Annotated in this window: 13 protein-coding genes and 1 pseudogene; 9 read left to right on the plus strand and 5 right to left on the minus strand. The window is 62.3% G+C overall.

Annotated features, from left to right (window positions below; all coding sequences use genetic code 11):
- Positions 1-56: 56 nt before the first annotated feature.
- From recF to dnaA, 3 genes are all read right to left on the minus strand, one after another.
- Positions 57-1,190, minus strand: coding sequence for a DNA replication/repair protein RecF (gene recF / locus B4N44_RS14895; RefSeq protein WP_296702334.1), 1,134 nt, complete (start codon positions 1,188-1,190; stop codon positions 57-59).
- A 12-nt stretch (positions 1,191-1,202) separates the two neighbouring features.
- Positions 1,203-2,303 (minus strand): DNA polymerase III subunit beta, encoded by a 1,101-nt coding sequence (dnaN, locus tag B4N44_RS14900; RefSeq protein WP_296702336.1) that lies wholly within the window; start codon positions 2,301-2,303, stop codon positions 1,203-1,205.
- Positions 2,304-2,494: 191 nt separating this feature from the next.
- A complete protein-coding gene (gene dnaA / locus B4N44_RS14905) occupies positions 2,495-3,835 on the minus strand; it encodes a chromosomal replication initiator protein DnaA (protein ID WP_296702338.1) in 1,341 nt (446 codons plus the stop codon).
- Positions 3,836-4,118: 283 nt separating this feature from the next.
- Here dnaA and rpmH point away from each other — a divergent pair, with 283 nt between their 5' ends.
- The 7 genes from rpmH (at position 4,119) to B4N44_RS14940 (ending at position 8,918) form a co-directional block, all read left to right on the plus strand.
- A complete protein-coding gene (gene rpmH, locus B4N44_RS14910) occupies positions 4,119-4,253 on the plus strand; it encodes a 50S ribosomal protein L34 (protein WP_093034278.1) in 135 nt (44 codons plus the stop codon).
- Positions 4,250-4,648 (plus strand): ribonuclease P protein component, encoded by a 399-nt coding sequence (gene rnpA, locus B4N44_RS14915; protein WP_296702440.1) that lies wholly within the window; start codon positions 4,250-4,252, stop codon positions 4,646-4,648. Before rpmH ends, rnpA begins: the two co-directional genes overlap by 4 nt.
- Positions 4,633-4,869, plus strand: coding sequence for a membrane protein insertion efficiency factor YidD (gene yidD / locus B4N44_RS14920; RefSeq protein WP_093034284.1), 237 nt, complete (start codon positions 4,633-4,635; stop codon positions 4,867-4,869). Before rnpA ends, yidD begins: the two co-directional genes overlap by 16 nt.
- The gene (yidC, locus tag B4N44_RS14925; RefSeq protein WP_296702343.1) at positions 4,862-6,553 is read left to right on the plus strand and encodes a membrane protein insertase YidC; all 1,692 of its coding nucleotides are present in this window, start codon (positions 4,862-4,864) and stop codon (positions 6,551-6,553) included. The genes yidD and yidC overlap by 8 nt, the downstream gene beginning before the upstream one ends.
- Before the next feature lie 19 nt (positions 6,554-6,572).
- Positions 6,573-7,910 carry a tRNA uridine-5-carboxymethylaminomethyl(34) synthesis GTPase MnmE gene (gene mnmE, locus B4N44_RS14930; protein ID WP_296702346.1) on the plus strand — a complete coding sequence of 446 codons (1,338 nt, stop codon included), beginning with the start codon at positions 6,573-6,575 and terminating at the stop codon, positions 7,908-7,910.
- A gap of 313 nt (positions 7,911-8,223) precedes the next feature.
- Positions 8,224-8,454 carry a hypothetical protein gene (locus tag B4N44_RS14935; protein WP_296702349.1) on the plus strand — a complete coding sequence of 77 codons (231 nt, stop codon included), beginning with the start codon at positions 8,224-8,226 and terminating at the stop codon, positions 8,452-8,454.
- On the plus strand, positions 8,451-8,918 hold the full coding sequence (locus B4N44_RS14940) for a type II toxin-antitoxin system VapC family toxin (protein WP_296702351.1): 468 nt from the start codon (positions 8,451-8,453) through the stop codon (positions 8,916-8,918). Before B4N44_RS14935 ends, B4N44_RS14940 begins: the two co-directional genes overlap by 4 nt.
- Before the next feature lie 35 nt (positions 8,919-8,953).
- Here B4N44_RS14940 and B4N44_RS14945 read toward each other — a convergent pair whose 3' ends face one another.
- Both B4N44_RS14945 and B4N44_RS14950 read right to left on the minus strand, forming a co-directional pair.
- A complete protein-coding gene (locus tag B4N44_RS14945) occupies positions 8,954-9,445 on the minus strand; it encodes an HIRAN domain-containing protein (protein ID WP_296702355.1) in 492 nt (163 codons plus the stop codon).
- Between the two features lie 460 nt (positions 9,446-9,905).
- Positions 9,906-10,487, minus strand: coding sequence for a superoxide dismutase (locus B4N44_RS14950; protein WP_296702357.1), 582 nt, complete (start codon positions 10,485-10,487; stop codon positions 9,906-9,908).
- A gap of 177 nt (positions 10,488-10,664) precedes the next feature.
- Here B4N44_RS14950 and B4N44_RS14955 point away from each other — a divergent pair, with 177 nt between their 5' ends.
- A complete protein-coding gene (locus tag B4N44_RS14955; protein WP_296702359.1) occupies positions 10,665-12,215 on the plus strand; it encodes a hydantoinase B/oxoprolinase family protein in 1,551 nt (516 codons plus the stop codon).
- 104 nt (positions 12,216-12,319) lie between these two features.
- Positions 12,320-14,043, plus strand: a pseudogene (locus B4N44_RS14960) (asparagine synthase-related protein).
- Positions 14,044-14,089 lie beyond the last annotated feature (46 nt).

Consider the following 14,089-nt stretch of genomic DNA (forward strand, 5'->3'; position numbering starts at 1 on the left):
AACGCATCAGTTTCGGTCACACCCGCCGGACGGCATAGGCGTGGACGGTGATGCCGTCAAACTGACGATTTCGTCGTCGGCGTAGGATTGGCGAGCGCAGCGAGGAGAACACCATGTTCCACGTGGAACATGGTGTCCGGCATCGTGGATCCATCGACGACACCCCCGGACTCGGGGCTCAACCGGGCGATGAGCAGCTGCGCCTCCGGTTCTCCGAACAATCGCCAAAGCCGATCGGCGGTGCCTTTGTCGAGTTCCGCATCAATGTCGTCGAGGAGCCAGAGCGATGGCGCGAGCCCCGTCATCCGGTGGACACGTTCTGCAGCGAGTTGAAGCAGGCAGACGGCGACCTTTGCCTGGCCACGGGAAAGTCTCGATGGAGAGCCGTCGCGGGCGATTCTGATATCGGCTCGGTGTGCACCCGCGAGGGTCTGACCGCGTTGAATCTCCGCGCTCCGCCCCCGCTCCAGGATATCCAGCAAATCGGTATCCTTCGGCCAGCCGCGATCGAAAAACAAGTCGCAGCCGTCGAGAAAGGCAAAGTCCTCTGCGAGGGATCTGAACTGGGTCCGCCAACGGTCTAGAAAGGCCATGCGTTTCACGGTCAGTTGGTCCGAAAGCTCGACGAAGGCCGGATCCCAGGCCGACACGCGTGCCCCGCCTTGCCGAAGCGCCGCATTTCGCTGGGCAAGCACACGCCGAACATCGGCCCGCAGTCGACCAAACTGATGTTCCACGTGGAACACATTCCAGTCCAAAAGCCCGCGCCTGAGTGTCGGCTCCCCTTCCAAAAGGACCTGAGGATTCTCCCCGACAAGTTTGACCCGCAGCGGGCTGTCGCTCGGCGGGAGCGGACCCATCGCGACGCTGTTGTAGCGCCTCAGACTACCTCGGCCGCTTCGCTCGAAGACGAGAATCGATTCGCTCGATGAATCCACCTCGCAAAATCGCCCTTCGACCAGCGTTCGACGCTCACCGTCGCTCGTCAGGGATCCGGCCTTGCGCCCCCGAAAACTCCGGCCTCGCGCTAAAAGATAAACCGCCTCCAGAAGCGTTGTCTTCCCGGCGCCGTTGGCGCCGGTCAACAGAATCCGCTGCGACCTCTGCCGAAGGTCTAGATCCACGCTCCGGAGATTTCTTAGATTCCTGATCCGCAGCGTCAAAAGCCGCAGACCCTTCAAACCGTCCATCGACTCGGAAGATCACAACCGCATCGGCATGACGACATAGGTTTCGTCCCCCGCCCCGACACCGCGCCAAACCGAGCTGCTCCCCGCATCGCTGAACCGAACCTCGATCTCGGTGCCCTCGACTGCACCCAAGACGTCGGACAGATAGGCGACATTGAAACCGATCGCGACAGGCTCACCCTTGTACTCGAGCTCGATCTCCTCCTCCGCCTCCTCCTGCTCGGGATTGTGAGCCTGCAGCCGCAAGACGCCTTCCTCGAACGCCAAACGAACACCACGATACTTTTCGTTCGACAGGATCGACGTCCGTGCCAAGGCACGCTTAAGGGCATCATTGCTGACCCTGGCGACCTTTCCGAGCTCGCGCGGGATGACCCGCTCATATTCCGGGTAACGCCCGTCGACGAGTTTCGACGTCATCACCATGCCCCCGACCGCAAGCCGAATACTCCTCACGCCGACCGAAACCGAGACCTCATCGTCGGTGGATGACAATTGCCGGCGAAGTTCCAGGATCGTCTTGCTCGGCACGATGACCTGGACCCGTTCCGGCACATCTAAATCCAGGCTCCGATGAAACTTGGCCAATCGATGCCCGTCTGTGCCGACGGCCGTGATCCCCGAGCTTTCCCACTCGAGCAGCAGACCGTTCAGGTAATAGCGCACGTCCTGTTGCGCCATCGCGAACGACGTTTTATCGAGAATCTGACGCAGGATGCCTTCGGGAACCTTCACCTCCACACCCTCGATGTCTGCGTCCATCAGCGGGAAGTCCGCCGCAGGCAGCACCCCGAGCGTGAACCGCCCACGTCCCGCGGTCACGACACAACGCTCGTTGTTCAGTCGAAACCGGATTTCCGTCCCTTCAGCCAGGTTTCGGCAAATATCCATCAGCTTTCGGGCGGGCAGCGTGGTCTCCCCCTCACCGGGCACCGAAGCGCTGCAGCTCGTCCTCACCTCCACCTCCAGATCCGTTCCGCAAATATCAAGCCGGTCTTCCCGCGCGGACAACAACAGATTCCCGAGGATCGGGAGCGTCTGACGTCGTTCCACTACACCGACGACTTTACTGAGTACGGGCAACAACCGTTCACGGTTGACGACGAGCTCCATCGTGATCTCCTAAATCTTAAGTAACTTAAAAAACCTGTAGTAATAAGGCCTGTGCATGACTGCAGGAGCGTCCACAACTGACGGCGGATCAACCACATCGCCCCGATCGACCGAAGGCACAACCTCTGGGCAGCTTGTGTATAAGTTCGGACTTAAATCGCCTTCGATTTCTGTCAACACGCTATCCACAGCTATGAGGTCAGAGTTCTCAACAGGTTTTTGTAGTCCTCTTCGATCGATGCGTCGCTGTCGCGAAGGTTCTTGATGGTCCGGGTCGCATGCAGGACGGTGGTATGGTCGCGCCCTCCGAAAGCCCGTCCGATCTCGGGAAGACTATGCTTTGTCAGCTCCTTCGCAAGCGCCATAGCGACCTGACGCGGGCGAGCGATCGAGCGACTGCGTTTCGCCGAGATCATGTCGGAGGTTCTGAGCTTGTAGTACTCGGCGACAATTTTCTGAATGTTCTCGATACTGACCTGCTTATCTTGTGCGGCCAGCATGTCGCGAAGCGCATGTTTCGCCAGTTCCATGCTGATGGGTTTGCCGGTGAACTGAGCGTTTGCGACCAGCCGTCGGAGGGCTCCTTCGAGCTCGCGGATGTTCGAGCGAATGCGGCGCCCGACGAAAAAGGCGACATCCTCCGGGAGATCCACACCCCAGAGGCTCGCTTTGCTGTGCAGGATCGCGACACTGGTTTCGAGATCCGGCGGCTCGATGGAGACCGTCAGCCCCCAGCCGAAACGAGATTTGAGCCGCTCTTCAAGGCCCACCACCTCCTTCGGAAAACGGTCGCTGGAGAGGACGATCTGCTGGCGCGACTCGAACAGCGCGTTGAAGGTGTGAAAAAACTCCTCCTGCGAACGCTCCTTTCCCGCAAAGAACTGAACATCGTCGATCAGCAAGGCGTTCACCGAGCGATAGGTCTTCTTGAACTCGTCGATCCGGTTGTGCTGAAGCGCCTTGATCATTTCCGCGACGAATCGCTCGGAGTGCAGATAGACGACTCGCGCGTTCGGGTTGGTCGCGAGGACGATATTGCCGACGGCATGCATTAGATGCGTTTTGCCGAGGCCCACGCCGCCGTAGATGAACAGCGGGTTATATGCGGTGCCCGGGTTCTGTCCGATCTGGATCGATGCCGCCCGGGCGAGCTGGTTCGATTTACCCTCCACGAAGCTGTCGAACGTGAAGTCTGCGTTCAAGTTGGCGCTCGCTCGTCGGGCGGCAAGCTCGCCATCCGCATCCACCGGAACGGCGCTGGTGATTTGTGCCGCCGTACCACTCGACTCCGAGTCCAAGCCCCCGACCTCGAAGCTCAGCCGCACGATGGCGCCGTCGCTGTAGGCTCGGCACAGGTCGAGCAGCCGCCCCTCGTAATGCTGGCGCGTCCAATCCAGGACGAACCGGTTCGGCGCGAACAACCGCAACCGACCCTCGTCGACCCGCGCCTGCAAGGGGAGAATCCAGGTATTGAACTCAGCCGAGGTCAACTCTCCTTTCAATTGTCTGACACACTGTTCCCATACTCCCACGGTGGACTCCCAAAAACCTGCTTGCTGTTGTCGAGCAGGACCGTCGATCGCTTCGGCGGTCCTGATGGCTCCGAGGATCTGTCGGGAGGTTTCACTCTCCGAGCTGTCGCCGGTCCGGTGTCGCGGCAGTCTAGCCTTCCGGACGAGACTTATCCACAACCGCCGGCTTCGAGCCCCGCACCCTATCGGCATTGACTTTCGGGCGGAAATTGCTTATGTTTCCGCGCCTTTTAAGGCGGGGCTCAGTCGAGTCCCGGACGACGAGACTTCCGGAGCACCGAGCATGAAACGCACCTTCCAACCAAGCCGCATCAAGCGCGCGCGGACCCATGGTTTTCGCGCTCGCAGCGCGACCAAGAACGGCCGAAAGGTCCTCAATGCCCGCCGCGCCAAGGGTCGCGTGCGACTGATCCCCTGAACCGCGCGAAGGATCGCACCGAGCCGCCCGCGGAGCCGGATCAGACCTTTCCGCGGACCTGTCGACTCACCCTTTCCCGACAGTTTCGTGACGTCTTTGCCGAACCGCGGCGACGCGGCGGCGCCGGGTTACTCGTGTTGTACCGCGAGAACCGATTTGGGCATCCACGAATCGGGCTCGCGATCGCGAAGAAGTGTGCGCGTCGCGCTGTCGACCGAGCCCGCTTGAAACGGATCGTTCGCGAAAGCTTCCGGCTCAATCGTTCGCGCCTCGGCGGCTGGGATATCGTTGTGCTGTGCGCATCCGGCGCACCGGCCATGCCGAATCAGCGCCTGTTCGCCACCCTCGCCCGCGCTTGGGATACCATCGAGAGCCAACCATGCGTCGAATCTTGATCGCCCTGATCCGCGCCTATCAGTACGGCATCAGTCCGCTCCTCGGACCACATTGTCGGTTCCATCCCTCCTGCTCGCATTACGCCGTCGAGGCAATCGAGCGCCACGGACTTCTGCACGGCGGCTATCTGGCGATACGCCGGGTTTCGCGCTGTCACCCCTGGCACGAAGGTGGCTTCGATCCAGTTCCAACCGAAAGGCAGACCTGCTCTCATGGATAACCAGCGTTTAATCCTGTTTTTCGCCCTGGCCGCCGTGGTGTTTCTCATCTACTCGGCCTGGATGGAAGACTACGGGCGCCCGGTTCAGCCGCAGGTGGCGCAGGAGCGCGCTCTGACGGTGGACGCACCCTCTTCCGTCGCCTCTTCCTCCGCGGCGCCGGATGTCCCTCAGGTTGCGACGACTCCGGATGCCGTCACGGCAGGGATGTCTGCCGCCGAAGCGCCGACGTCACCCGCGCAGACCCCGATTCGGATCGAGACGGACGTTTTCCATATCGAGATCTCCCCGCGCGGCGGCACCATTTCTGCGGCGTGGCTGTTGGATTATTCGACCCTCGCCGAGCGTCCGGACGATCCCTTCCAGTTGCTCAAGCCCGTCCCTCCGAACATGTTTGTTGCCCAGTCGGGGCTGCTGGGCGAAGACCCCGCATCGCTGCCGACGCATGAGGCGATCTTCGCGGCATCTCAGTCACTCTATCGGCTCGGGCCGGACGACAACACACTTGATGTTGATCTGGTCTGGGTCAGCGACACCGGCATCGAGGTCCTCAAACGCTACAGCTTCGAGCGCGGCAGTTATGTCGTGAGCACGAGCCAGTCCGTCACCAATACGACCGACTCGCCTCTCGTCGCGCGCCAGTACAACCAGCTGCAGCGCACCGATCTCATCGATCCGAACGAGTCCCGCTTCGTTCACACCTATACCGGTGCCGTCTATTACAGTCCCGAGGACAAGTATAAGAAGGTGTCGTTCGACGACATGCGCAAAGGCAAGCTCGACCGCAGCGTTGCCGATGGCTGGATCGCAATGATGCAGCACTACTTCCTGGCGGCTTGGATCCCGCCGGCGGGCGTGCTCGAGACCTTTTATACGAACGTCCTCGCCGACTCGCGTTACATCATCGGCAAGTACTCGCCCGCGGTCAGCATTGCCCCCGGCGCAACCCACATCTTCGAGAACGAGCTTTTCGTAGGTCCTAAGCTCCAAGACAAACTGGCAAGCGTGGCCCCCGGGCTGGAGCTAGCGGTCGACTATGGATGGCTCACCGTCATCGCACAGCCGATCTTCTGGGTGCTCAGCAAGATCTACTGGGTTGTCGGAAACTGGGGTTGGTCGATTATTTTCCTGACAATTTTGATCAAGTTGGCCTTCTACAAGCTTTCCGAGACTAGCTATAAGTCGATGGCCAACATGCGGCAGCTCGCGCCACGACTGCAGGCTTTGAAGGATCGCTACGGCGACGACAAGCAACGCCTGAATCAGGCGATGATGGAGATGTACAAGACGGAAAAGATCAACCCGCTCGGCGGCTGCTTGCCGATCCTGGTTCAGATCCCGGTCTTCATCGCACTCTATTGGGTGCTCCTCGAGAGCGTGGAGCTACGCTATGCGCCCTTCATCCTTTGGCTCGATAATCTCTCGGCGCCGGACCCCTACTTCATCCTGCCGCTGATCATGGGTGTTTCCATGTTTGTGCAGATGAAGCTGAATCCGCCGCCGCCGGATCCGATGCAGGCGAAGATCATGATGGCCTTGCCGTTTGTCTTCACGGTTTTCTTCGCCTTTTTCCCGTCGGGTCTGGTGCTTTACTGGACCGTCAACAACCTCCTGTCCATCGCGCAGCAATGGCACATCACCCGCACGATCGAGAAGCAGGCGGCCGCGGCCAAACGGAAAAAGTAGACCGACTCGGTCGAGCGCGATGGTGACCGACACCATTGCAGCCGTAGCTACCCCGCCGGGATTCGGCGGGGTGGGCATCGTGCGGGTGAGCGGCAGCGGTGTTCCCCATATCGCTGCAGGCTTGCTTGGCCGGCTTCCTGCTGCGCGATCCGCGACCTTCGCGACCTTCCGCGACGCCACGGGCGGCTTCATCGACCAAGGCATCGTCCTTTACTTTCCCGCCCCGGCATCCTTCACGGGCGAGGATGTCCTCGAGCTTCAGGGCCACGGCGGCCCGGTCGTGTTGGACCTCCTCGTCCAGCGCTGCCTTGAGCTGGGTGCCCGCCCTGCCCGCCCCGGCGAGTTCTCCGAACGTGCCTTTCTCAACGGCAAGATCGATCTCGCGCAGGCCGAGGCCATCGCCGATCTGATCGAGAGTTCGACCGCGCTCTCCGCCCGGCTCGCCGGACGCAGTCTGCAAGGCGTCTTCTCGCAGAAGATCGACAACCTTATCGAGCGCCTCATCCGCATGAGGACCTACATCGAGGCCACGCTCGACTTTCCCGATGAAGAGCTCGATCTCGCTGCGGATCTCGGCATCGCCGACGATCTCCGGAGCCTTATCGACCTCACAAGCGAGATCATCGACGCCGCACGCCTGGGCCAGGTGATTCGGGATGGTCTCGCGGTGGTCATCGCGGGTCCTCCGAATGCCGGAAAGTCAAGCTTACTCAATGTGTTATCCGGGCAAGATGCCGCCATTGTCACCCCCATCCCAGGCACCACGCGCGATCTGCTGAAGCTCGACATTCAGGTCGACGGATTACCCATTCGGATCGTGGATACCGCCGGGCTGCGTCACAGCGAGGACCTCGTGGAGCGCGAAGGCGTGCGGCGAGCGCGAGCGCAGATCGACCAGGCCGACCTGGTCCTCTGGGTCTACGATGCCGCCGAAGGTCCGGATCCGCTGACCCGCGAGAGCCTCCCGGAACGGCTTCCGGTCACCCGCGTCCGCAACAAGATCGATCTCTGCGGCATGTCGCCCGGATCGAGCGAGGTGGAGACGGGCACTGAGATCGCCCTCTCCGCCAAGACCGGCGAGGGGCTCGACCTGCTGCGGTCGCACCTGAAGGCCCGAGCGGGCCTCGGGGGCCTGACCGAAGGTGCCTTCGTTGCGCGGCGGCGTCACCTCGACGCCCTGCACCGCGGCCTCGGTCATTTGAGATCGGCCCGAGACGCCCTCGCGCAGGGAGCAGGTGCAGAGCTTGTGGCCGAGGATCTACTTCAGTCCCAGCACGCCTTCGGCGAGATCACCGGCCGCTTCACCTCGGAAGACCTGCTCGGGAGGATCTTCTCGAGCTTTTGTATCGGCAAGTAGCGCCCACGAGCATCAGATCCCGGCCCAGATGACCGGCTTCCCGGGCCGCTTACCCATCCGACGAATGAAACAACTTGTTTCCGAAGCGTCGCTTAGCCAATGATGATGTTAAGGGGCGAGGGCAGGAGCCTCAGCCCCCTCCCGCCGGTGGATGGGGAATCGCTCGGCGTTTATGTCGGAGGGCCCGCTTGCAGGCTATGGCTGTGTTCAAGTCTCTACCTGTACGCTACCGTCCTGCGGGTGCCGCGATCGAGAAAGATCATGGCCGCACTTTATACTGGCTGAACAGGGTCATCCGTCGAGGAACCGATTCATGAACATCGAGGCAGACGTCACAGAAGACGGCACTGTGACGATTCAAGTCCCGAAGCGATATCGCGGCAAGCGCATCCGGGTGAGCATTCAGGAAGCCGACGAGCAGGCAGCCTCTGCGCAATGGAGCAAACTGTCCGAGGTCTTGGACGGACTCGATCAGCTTGGCACGCACAGTCGCAGCCATCTTCAAATCATCGACGAGCTCAAAAGGTTTCGCGAGGGATCATGAAACTCGCTTACGTCGACGCCTGCGTCTGGATCGGTCTGGTCGAGGGGCTCACCGCCTATCAACCCAAGATCCGCGCTGCATTGAAGAATCTGGCCTTGGACAATTGGGTCCTCTGCACATCCGACCCGGTGCGATTGGAGGTCTTGATCGGTCCCTTGCGAAAGAAGCAAGCACCCTTGGCGATGGCCTATCGTGCCATCCTGGAGACTACGCCTGTCCTGAAAACACCCAAGTCTGTGTTCACCGATGCCCTATCGATTGCGGAAAGCGAGCGCATCAAGGCGATGGGTGCAGTGCATATCGCGATCGCAAATCACTATGGCTGCGGCAGATTCGTCACGACCGATCCGCGCTTCGTGTCTCTGTCCCTCCTGACACCCCTCTGGATCGATCTGGACAGCACGGATGTCCCCGAGGACTCCAGCGATGAAGCCACCCGCGCGGCCGATGATCACGCGGGATGACATGAGAGGCGACCCCGTCGATCAGCTCCACCCGCTCATCCGGGCATGCGAGCAGGTCGGCGACGGTTGCGGCGTGTGGGCCTCCATCGGATTGGCCTCCGTGAAAGGGGCTTGCGCGCCGGCGTCGATGTGGTTGGTGAGGCCGGATTCCTTCGCCCACCGAAGGCGAACGAACCCAGCGACTTGAACACATCGTCCGAACAGGCGGTGAATCCAGCCGGCCAGGGTGCGCTCGGGCGGCAGCGAAGCCGAAACTGGAGCGGTGTGTCCGGGTTCACGCCGGCAACCGTCACCTTAACCTTGTCCTGGCCCACCAACGTGATGAGCTTCGAGAATTCCGTCGAGTAGAACCGCGGGCAATAGCCGACGATCGACAGTGGGTCTGCGGTGCGCATCAGCAGGGCATTCGGATCGTTCGGATTCTGCAGATCCTGAAGCAGAAGAGGCGCTTCGCCTGGCGAGAGAGCGCCAATGCGCTGCCTCGCCGACGGCGGCAGATGCCGGATGCCGTGGCTGAAAAACTCCACGACATAGGTGTCCTCGGGGGTCGGCTCCGGACAAGGGAATACCTGCAACGCGTCGGTCGCCCGCGCGCCGCCACTTTTGCCAAGAAGTTCCAGCGGGTCGTGGTCTCCCGGATTTCTCAGCGATTTCTCGGATGAAGACCACGGCAGAACGGCCGGGCGCCTCGTCCAGGATTGCCCTGTGTCGATCAGGGCCGGTCACGACCGGCGTGTTCCGCGGGCATAGTCGCGCAGGCCGACAACAGGCGGGGGTCGACGGAGGGAACAAGACGCTCCTGTGTGTCCTTTGAAGTGGTGTGAGGATTGCCTCAGGTGGCCGCCGAAAACCGCGAATTCGTCGATTGCGGGGATAAGGACATAAGATACGCTCGGGGCGACTGAAGCCGCCCCGGGACTTGATGCCGAGCCTAGACGAGATGCCTATGCCGGGACATTACCCTGAACATGAGGAAACAAGTGTCGATCAAGCGCCGTAATTGGCCGCCACAAACTCCCAATTGATTTTGTCCCAGATCGCTTCGAGATACTTCGGACGGGCATTGCGATAGTCGACATAGTAGGCATGCTCCCAGACGTCGACGGTCAGCAGCGCGGTCTTGCCCTCGGTCATGGGGGTACCGGCGTTGGAGGTGTTGAAGATCTCGATGGAGCCGTCGGCGTTCTTGACCAGCCAGGTCCAGCCCGAGCCGAAGTTGGTTGCGGCGGCCTGCGAGAATTGCTTCTTGAATTCATCGAACGAGCCGAACTTGGCGCTGATTGCGTCGGAAAGTGCGCCGGTCGGGGCACCGCCGCCGTCCGGGCTGAGACAGTTCCAGTAGAAGCTGTGGTTCCAGACTTGCGCGGCATTGTTGAACAATCCGCCCGAGGATTTCATGATGATCTCTTCGAGACTCATGGTTTCGTACTCGGTGCCCGGGATCAGGTTGTTGAGGTTGTTGACGTAGGTCTGGTGATGCTTGCCGTAGTGGTAGTCGATGGTCTCGGCGGAGATCACGGGCTCGAGTGCATTCTTTTCGTAGGGTAACGCCGGGAGTTCATGGGCCATGGTCAAGCCTCCTCGAAGGTTGGAATCTGCAGTGGTCGACGGTCACCCGAAATGTTGGCCCGCGTTCGGGTATCTCAACCCGCGGATGCGCTGCCCGTACGCAAGATGCGAAACTTTCGCAGGACGATGTGGTCGTCTGCGCGGCGCTGCGTGTGAAAGCCCGGAGGTTTCGACAGCATGAATGCCATCGAATTGGGGCTTTTCGCCAGCCGGCTCGAGTCGGTCTGCGAGGAGATGGGTGTGGTTCTGCGTCAAGCGGCCTTCTCGACGAACATCCGTGATCGGCTCGATTTCTCGTGCGCGCTCTTCGATCGCGACGGGAACCTCTGCGCCCAGGCCGCCCATATCCCGGTCCACCTCGGGAGCATGGCCTACGCGATGGCGGACATCGTCGGCGCGCTCGACTGGGCCGATGGCGACATGGTGGTCCTCAACGATCCTTTCCTCGGCGGGACGCATCTGCCGGATGTGACATTGGTGGCCCCGCTCTTCGCGGAGGGCCGACTGGTCGCCTTCGTCGCCAATCGCGCACACCATGCCGACATCGGGGCGAGCGTGCCCGGGTCGATGCCGGTCTCGCGCACGCTCGACGAGGAGGGGCTGATCATTCCGCCCTGTCGGCTGGTCGCGCAAGGCGAGATCGACCAGCCGCTGCTGGCGCGGATCCTCGGTGCGACGCGCAACCCTGACGACGCGCGCGGCGATTTTTTCGCCCAGATCGGGGCCAATCGCGCCGGGTTGACCCGACTGCGGGGTCTGATCGACGGCCCGGGCATCTCGGCCTATGAGTCGGCGATCCGCGCACTCGACGACTATGCCGAACGACTCGCACGCTCGGCGCTCGAAACGATTCCGCCGGGACACTACAGCTTCGAAGACGTCATGGACGACGATGGCCAGGGGGCCGAGGCGATCCCGATCCGGGTGACCCTCGATGTGACGCCCGAGCGGATCAATGTCGATTTTGCGGGCACCGCGGGCCAGGTCGCCGGCAACATCAATTGTCCGCTCTCGGTTGCCGCGGCCGCTGTCTTCTATGTCTTTCGCTGTCTGATGCCGCCTCAGACCCCCGCCTGCGCCGGAACCTTCCGCTCGATTGGCCTGAGCGCGCCGCTCGGCTGCTTGCTCAACGCGCAGCGCCCGGCAGCCGTGGCCGCCGGCAATGTCGAGACCAGCAGCCGTGTCGTGGATGTCGTGCTGGGCGCGCTCGCCCGAGCAATCCCGGATCGGATCCCGGCCGCCAGTCAAGGCAGCATGAATAACCTGGCGGTCGGCAGCGCCGAGACCGGTGCCGCCTGGGATTACTACGAGACCATTGGCGGAGGCATGGGCGCAGGGGCGAGCGGCGGCGGTTGGTCGGGCGTGCAGACGCACATGACCAACACACTCAATACGCCGATCGAGGTCCTGGAGACGCGCTTTCCGCTGCGGGTGTCGCGGTATGCCTTGCGATCCGGATCGGGTGGCCGAGGGGCACGCGCCGGCGGCGAGGGCCTGATCCGCGAGCTGACCTTTCTCGCACCGGCCGAGGTGACGTTGCTGACCGAGCGGCGTCGCAGCGCGCCTCGGGGCATCGCCGGCGGCGGTCCCGCCCGGTCCGGTCGTAATCGCCTCAACGACGAAGAGCTGCCGCCCAAGGTCAGTCTGCGTGTCGAGAGTGGAGATCGCCTCGCCGTGGAGACACCCGGCGGAGGTGCTTGGGGGCACGAACCGGAACCGGAAGGATAAGTTGCCACTGATTTCTTTTGCTTCCTTTGCGCCTTTGCGGTTCAAATCCAGGATCACATAAGGGGGTCGCCGAGGAGCGATCTCGACCTGACGGGAGCGGTCCGATGTGCGGTATTTGCGGTGAGTTGAGATTCGACGGCGCCCCGGCCGATCTGGAGACTATTCAGGCCATGATGGGCGAGCTGGCGCGGCGCGGTCCGGACCACGGCGGGAGCTACAGCGACGGAGCGCTCGGGCTCGGGCATCGGCGCCTGTCGATCATCGATCTGTCGGTGCGTTCGAACCAGCCGATGGTGGATGCCGAGCTGGGTCTCGCCCTGGTCTTCAACGGGACCATCTACAACTACCGAGCGCTGCGTCGCGAGCTCGAAGAGCGCGGTTATCGCTTCTTCTCGGAGGGCGACAGCGAGGTCATCCTCAAGGCATGGCACGCCTGGGGAACCGACTGCTGCGCGCACTTGCACGGGATGTTCGCCTTCGCCGTTTGGGACGCCAATCAGCAGGTGCTCTTTCTCGCGCGCGACCGCTTCGGGATCAAACCGCTCTACTGGTCCGAACAGGGCGGGACGCTGCGTTTTGCCTCCAGCACGCAGGCGCTTCTGGCGGGCGGCGGGGTGGATACGGCCATCGACCCGGTCGCGCTGCATCATCTCTTTACCCTTCATGCCGTGGTCCCGGCGCCGCGTACCATCCTGCGCGGAGTGAGCAAGCTCACACCCGGACATTGGCTGCGCTTCGACGCTCGCGGTGGCCGGACCGAAGGCACTTACTGGCGTCTGGATGCGACGCGCCCGGCCGAGCCTCGGAGCGACGCCGAATGGTTGGAGGCGATCCACGTCGCCCTTCGCTATGCCGTCAAGATCCGCAGCGAGGTGGCGGACGTGCCGGTCGGGGTGCTGCTCTCNNGACCTTCTCGGTCGGCTTCGAGGACACGCCCGAAGAAGCCGGGAGCGAGTTCCAATTCTCGGATCTCGTCGTCGAGCACTACGGCACGCGGCATCATCGCTTTCTGGTCCCCAACGCGCAGGTCCTGCAGCGTCTGCCCGAGGCGATCGACGCCATGACCGAGCCCATGTTCGGTCAGGACGCCGTGGCCTTCTTTCTCCTCGCCGAGCAGGTCTCGCGCGAGGTCAAGGTGGTGCAGTCCGGACAGGGTGCAGACGAGGTCTTCGGGGGCTATTTCTGGTATCCGCGCATCGCCGCCGAGCGCGAGGGCTCGCCGGTCGAACGTTTCGCTAAACACTATTTCGACCGCGACCACGACGAATATCTGCGGATGGTCAGTGACGCCTATGCAGGCGAGGACCACACCTCCGCGCTGATCGCCGAGCGCCTGGCCGAGCCCGATGCCGACGAGCTGCTGGACGCAGTCCTCCGTCTGGACGCGACGACCCTGATCGTCGACGACCCGGTCAAGCGGGTCGACAACATGACGATGGCCTGGGGTCTGGAGGCGCGTGTGCCCTTCCTGGATCACCACCTGGTCGAGCTGGCCGCGCGCTGCCCGCCCGAGTTCAAGCTGCGCGAGGGCGGAAAATATCCGCTCAAGGCGATGGCCCGCGGACTCCTACCCGATGCCGTCATCGATCGACCCAAGGGCTATTTTCCGATGCCGGCACTCAAATACGTGCGCGGACCCTTCCTGGAGCTGATGCGCGACGTGCTCGCATCGCGAGCAAGCCGGGAGCGCGGTCTCTACCGGCAGACCTATCTGGATCAGCTGCTCGCCGCGCCCGACATGCACCACACCCGCATCCAGGGCAACAAGCTGTGGCATCTCGCGCTTTTGGAGCTTTGGTTGCAGCGCAATGTCGACTCGGCAGGATAAGAGCAACCCGGCCGGAAAGTGCAAGGACCCAACCGGGAGACATGAC

It is taken from the genome of Thiocapsa sp. UBA6158 (assembly GCF_002423035.1).
Lineage (GTDB): Bacteria > Pseudomonadota > Gammaproteobacteria > Chromatiales > Chromatiaceae > Thiocapsa.

Excerpts from the sequence above, each read along its gene's own strand:
- dnaN (WP_296702336.1), bottom strand. The coding sequence starts at position 2,303 with ATGGAGCTCGTCGTCAACCGTGAACGGTTGTTGCCCGTACTCAGTAAA.
- yidD (WP_093034284.1), top strand. The coding sequence starts at position 4,633 with ATGCGTCGAATCTTGATCGCCCTGATCCGCGCCTATCAGTACGGCATC.
- yidC (WP_296702343.1), top strand. The coding sequence starts at position 4,862 with ATGGATAACCAGCGTTTAATCCTGTTTTTCGCCCTGGCCGCCGTGGTG.
- rpmH (WP_093034278.1), top strand. The coding sequence starts at position 4,119 with ATGAAACGCACCTTCCAACCAAGCCGCATCAAGCGCGCGCGGACCCAT.
- B4N44_RS14935 (WP_296702349.1), top strand. The coding sequence starts at position 8,224 with ATGAACATCGAGGCAGACGTCACAGAAGACGGCACTGTGACGATTCAA.
- B4N44_RS14940 (WP_296702351.1), top strand. The coding sequence starts at position 8,451 with ATGAAACTCGCTTACGTCGACGCCTGCGTCTGGATCGGTCTGGTCGAG.
- mnmE (WP_296702346.1), top strand. The coding sequence starts at position 6,573 with ATGGTGACCGACACCATTGCAGCCGTAGCTACCCCGCCGGGATTCGGC.
- B4N44_RS14950 (WP_296702357.1), bottom strand. The coding sequence starts at position 10,487 with ATGGCCCATGAACTCCCGGCGTTACCCTACGAAAAGAATGCACTCGAG.
- recF (WP_296702334.1), bottom strand. The coding sequence starts at position 1,190 with ATGGACGGTTTGAAGGGTCTGCGGCTTTTGACGCTGCGGATCAGGAAT.
- B4N44_RS14955 (WP_296702359.1), top strand. The coding sequence starts at position 10,665 with ATGAATGCCATCGAATTGGGGCTTTTCGCCAGCCGGCTCGAGTCGGTC.